The sequence below is a fragment of the Chitinophaga sp. genome (assembly GCF_035564935.1).
Taxonomy (GTDB): Bacteria; Bacteroidota; Bacteroidia; order Chitinophagales; family Chitinophagaceae; genus Chitinophaga.
On the sequence record NZ_DATMTE010000749.1, the window covers coordinates 1 to 4,811 of the forward strand.

General features: G+C 45.0%; 5 protein-coding genes. 2 read left to right on the plus strand and 3 right to left on the minus strand.

Annotated elements, in window-relative coordinates; all coding sequences use genetic code 11:
- Positions 1–302: winged helix-turn-helix domain-containing protein (locus tag VN105_RS19390; protein ID WP_325643250.1), on the plus strand; the 302-nt coding region annotated here is incomplete at its 5' end.
- A 43-nt stretch (positions 303–345) separates the two neighbouring features.
- A complete protein-coding gene (locus VN105_RS19395; protein ID WP_325643252.1) occupies positions 346–1,629 on the plus strand; it encodes a HAMP domain-containing sensor histidine kinase in 1,284 nt (427 codons plus the stop codon).
- Positions 1,630–1,632: 3 nt separating this feature from the next.
- Here VN105_RS19395 and VN105_RS19400 read toward each other — a convergent pair whose 3' ends face one another.
- From VN105_RS19400 to VN105_RS19410, 3 genes are read right to left on the minus strand one after another with little or no spacing between them, the layout of a single operon-like run.
- The gene (locus VN105_RS19400) at positions 1,633–2,559 is read right to left on the minus strand and encodes a transporter (RefSeq protein ID WP_325643254.1); all 927 of its coding nucleotides are present in this window, start codon (positions 2,557–2,559) and stop codon (positions 1,633–1,635) included.
- 9 nt (positions 2,560–2,568) lie between these two features.
- A complete protein-coding gene (locus tag VN105_RS19405) occupies positions 2,569–3,618 on the minus strand; it encodes a cytochrome-c peroxidase (protein WP_325643256.1) in 1,050 nt (349 codons plus the stop codon).
- A gap of 16 nt (positions 3,619–3,634) precedes the next feature.
- Positions 3,635–4,453 carry an MbnP family protein gene (locus VN105_RS19410; protein WP_325643258.1) on the minus strand — a complete coding sequence of 273 codons (819 nt, stop codon included), beginning with the start codon at positions 4,451–4,453 and terminating at the stop codon, positions 3,635–3,637.
- Positions 4,454–4,811 lie beyond the last annotated feature (358 nt).

Below are 4,811 nucleotides of genomic sequence, written 5' to 3' on the forward strand. Positions count from 1 at the left end.
ATATTATCCGGCAAAATGAACTCACCATTAACCTGTTGTCCAAAACGGTGCATGTTAATACCACACCGGTGATCCTTACTAAAAAACAATTCGATCTGCTGTTGTACTTCATTGGCAATAAAAATAAAGTTGTCTCTAAAAACGCGCTGGCAGAACATCTTTCCGGCGATCTTGCAGGGATGTTAGACGATCATAATTTTATTTACGCCCATATTAAGAATCTCAAGAAAAAGCTGGGAGAGGCCGGGTGCGCGGGTTATCTTAAAACTATATATGGCACCGGCTATCGTTGGGAAGTATAGCCTATCTTAGCAGCTTTAATGCATATGCATTATAAACTGCTATATGAATAAGCTGCTTAATAAATCGATGAAGGCATTTGTGTTGTATGCCGGGGTTGTACTGGCCTGCAGTATCCCTGCATATTATGCCATTATAGATTTCATCTGGAAACATGAATTAAAAGAACATAACCGTATTGTAAGTGCCACTACCCGGCAAAACCTGCAGGCGCTTTCACTTTCCGACAAAGAGCTCACCGAAAGCGTGGCGCTCTGGAATAAACTGCATCCTGAAACACAGCTGCAACCCGTTGCGGCGCTGCGCCCCGACTCCACCTATAACATCTACCGGAAAAATAAATATATCCCGGCAAAAGGCTGGGACAGGTTCCAGGGGCTGATTACATACTTTACTATCAACGGAAAGGTGTTGCGTCTTACCCAGGAAACCAATATAGAAGAATCCTATGAAACCATCATTGCCATTGGTGGTATCACTTTCATTTTCTTCCTGATCTTACTGGGTGGTTTTATTTTTATTAACAGGAGAATATCGAAGAAGTTATGGCTGCCTTTCTATAATACTTTGCAGGAAATATCCTCATTCGATCTGCATAAGCAACATGCCATCCGGTTTAAAGACAGCGGTACAGAGGAGTTTGATACACTTCACCGTTACCTGGAAAAATTAATTGCAGGTAACATCGCTGCCTATAAACAGCAAAAGGAGTTTACGCACAACGCCTCACACGAATTACAAACGCCCCTGTCTATTGTAAAATTTAAACTGGACCTGTTACACCAAAGCAAACCAATCACAGATGAACAATCAGGGCTGATCAATGAAGCCCATCAATCACTTTCGAAAGTTACGCGGATCAATAAGAACCTGTTACTGCTGGCTAAAATTGAGAACAGCCAGTTTTCTGTAAAGGAAACCATCAACCTCTCCGTGATATTGGAAAGCCAGCTTACATTGCTGGAAGACTTCCTGGAAGACAAGCAACTGGAGGTCCTAAAACGTATTGCACCCGGAACAATATTACCGGGTAATAAAGTGCTGGCGGAAGTTATGCTTATCAATCTTATTATGAATGCTGTGAGACACAGTCATCAGAAAGATGTTATGATGATCACCCTTCAGGAACGCCTGCTGGAAATATCCAATACCGGCGCCGGGCCATTGGAGGAAGAAACGCTTTTCAGGCGCTTTGGCGCCTCCTCTCCCAATACTACCGGCACCGGGCTGGGACTGGCTATTGTAGGCCAGATATGCCGGCTGCATGGCTGGCAGGAAAGCTACCGTTTTGAAAATGGATTTCATGTGTTTACAGTAGCCTGGTCATAAACATCAGAATAAATAAGTAACATGCACCATCACCCGGTTACCGGCTTTGATCCGGCTATCCGCCAGTTGTTGTGAAATTGCACGTTGGAAATTACCTCCTATCGAAACAACTCCCAAAGTAGCCTCCATACCCACTGTAGCCAACAGCGAGTACCCACCTGAAATATCCACCCGGTACCTTTTCGCTTCTGTATCTTTTTCAGCAGTTTCGTACAGTACGCCGGCATCAGGCGTCAGCGTTACCTTTTCCGCTACTCTTATTTTGTAATACGCCAGCAGGTTTGCGGTGAATTTATTCCCATAACGGTAATCATATTTACTATCAGTATTGATCTTATAACTTACATTGGCATTTACACCGAAGTCCATCAGTCGTACATCATACATTGCGTTAAGGGTGAAGTCCGTACTGGCTGTGCCCAGCTGGAAATTGTTTGGCGTATCTTCATTTTCCCTGTGTTCCGTGGGTTCATATTTACCGGTTGGCACCTTTACGCCACCACCTATCCATAATGATTGTACCAGCAGCTTTCCATTGCCGGTGGTATGCTGTTTATCCATTAGCTGGTAGTACCCTACCACGGCAATGTCGCCGATACCGGATCTGCTCATGGTGGCGCCCTGGTTCTCCCGGCTGTTGAAATTAACCGGTACAAACCCCAATAGCCTGAAACGTTTGCCGATGTTCCACCCGCCCCACAGTTCCGCCGTTTGGTATGTTTCATTGGTGGTGAGATAAGAAGTTGTACCGCCAGGACCTAAATGGGAACGCAGTGTTTTATACTGGTAGCGGAGGCCGATGAATTTCTTTTTAAAATCCGGCAGCAAACCGATGTAATAACTGCCCACTCCACAGCCGCAGATATCACAGGCGTAGGCTTCGCCGAATCCGGCTATCAAACAGATCAACAATATCAGTATCTTTTTCATTGTTGTATTTTATTGGGTTTCCTGGGAAAGCCTTTGGTCTTTAATAAAACTCCTGTCATTTAATGTATTCAGAAAAGTCAGCAATTTTTGTTGCTCCTCCGCTGAAAGAGAAATACCGGGCCTGCCATTTGTTTTCAGCAACGGATCCAGTGTAGGCGTTTCCGTTACTTCGGAATTATAATGTGTGAGCACGCCCTGCAAAGTGTAAAAGCGGCCATCGTGCATGTAAGGTGCGGTGTATGCCAGGTTACGGAGACTGGGTACCTTGAATTTATATTTGTCCGCCGGATTCAGTGTTACCGGGTACCGGCCCTCGTCGTTATTTGGGCCGGGCATGATACCATTGTTCCGGAATGAATGATCCGTGAATAAGGGTTCCCGGTGGCAGCTGTTGCACTTCTGCTGAAATATTTCATACCCCTGCTGTTCTTCCGTTGTAAAGCCTACTCCCTGTTTGCGCATTACGCTATCGTATTTCGACTGATCGCTTACCAGCATCACCATAAACTGGGATAATGCTTTCATCATATCGGCAGTTGTAATATCGCTTGCGCCAAATGCTTTTTTGAAAAGCGCAGGATAAGGCGGTGTATTCCTCAGCTTCACCAATACATTGGCTACTGTTTCGTCCATTTCCACAAAATTGGTGATAGGCGCCACCGGCTGCAGATCCAGGTCAAAAACGCCACCATCCCACATGAATGTGGGGTTCCAGGCCAGGTTCATGATAGGCGGAGTATTCCTGCTACCTAAACGATCGTCGATGCCATGACTGATATCATGCCCGTGATGCGTAAAGGCAGATGTTTGCAGGTGACAGGATCCGCAGGAAATGGTATTGTTACGCGACAGACGCGGTTCATAAAATAGCTTCCTCCCTAATTCAAATCCATACTTCGTTACCCGGTTATTGGCCAATTTATAAGCAGGCGCCGGAAACCCGGAGGGCTGCTGAAATCCGGCGAAAGCCACTACCTGCTCTTTCATCTTTTCATTTTTACTGCAAGCCGGCAGGAGGAAGATAAAAGATACTGCTGTTAACCACTGTAGTTTAATCATCGGCAATCGTTTAGAATTAGTTCTCCGTATGGTCGTGATAAAACATCTGCGTATAGTTATCAGCGATAATTGTACTGAAATCACCGAACATTACACTGGGATGTGCAGCTATGCTAACATTGGCAGCGCCATTAAACATCTTAAGGATATCCACCATCAGGTGCACATTGGCCTCCCTTCCCTGTCTTACCCGGGCAACACCGCCGGCAGTAAGATCAACAGTGATGGTTTTAATATTATTGAGCGTGGGCACACTGTAGCCGCCGAAGCCGCCAATATGATACCGGAAGTTGTGGCGGCCGCTGGGGTCTGCAGGGGCCGCATCAGATGTACCTTCCATTTTAAAAAAAATATATCCCATATTCCATTCCCAGTACATGCCGTCATCCATGCCGGCGGAAGGATCCAGCACACCTGTTCTTTTCCGGATGTCCATCACGCTGCTAAGACTATCCACTCCAAGAATAAAACTAACTGACGTATATTCTCCTTCCGGTACTTTTACTTTCACGAACTGTGAAGCGGCATCTGCTTCAGACACCAGAAAGTAGCTGCTATCTTTGGGCACTGTAAATGTTTCTCCATCTACTCTCTTTGCGCTGATATTGGTAATGTAATATTTCAGCCGTTCTACGGTGAACTTTTCTCCGGCTGCATTGGTATAAACACCTGTGTTCAGCTGCAGATTCCTGTCGCCCGCAATGTTATCGAACTGAATAGACAAGGTAGCTTTTACCGTGTCATCTGCGGGGATTGGTGCGTCGTCTTTTTTACAGGAGCTAAAACAGCAGGCAGCTACTACTATGGAGAATAGGGTATATTTAATATTGTACATGAATTTCATTTTATGTGATGTAATAAGTGGAAATTAAAAGGCAACGGACGCCCTTACCTACATACCATGCAGGATTTAAAAAATATTATTCTGCCGGATACTGTATGCACGTTGGTGCGTTCCCGTTATCGAACCGGGAACATAAGGGCAATTAAAATAATGATGCCTATAAAATGGGAGGACGGAATACGGTCGATGACGGACCTGTTGGAATACTTATGCAATAAGGGTTTATCCGGGAGTGTGTGATATTTTTAAAAAACGGTTTTAAAACATCCTGCACTTCTGTTGCTGTGTAAAATACTTCATTACTGCTATCCGTTTTACGATCGGGATTTTCCCGGTCTTTTTTGTCTTC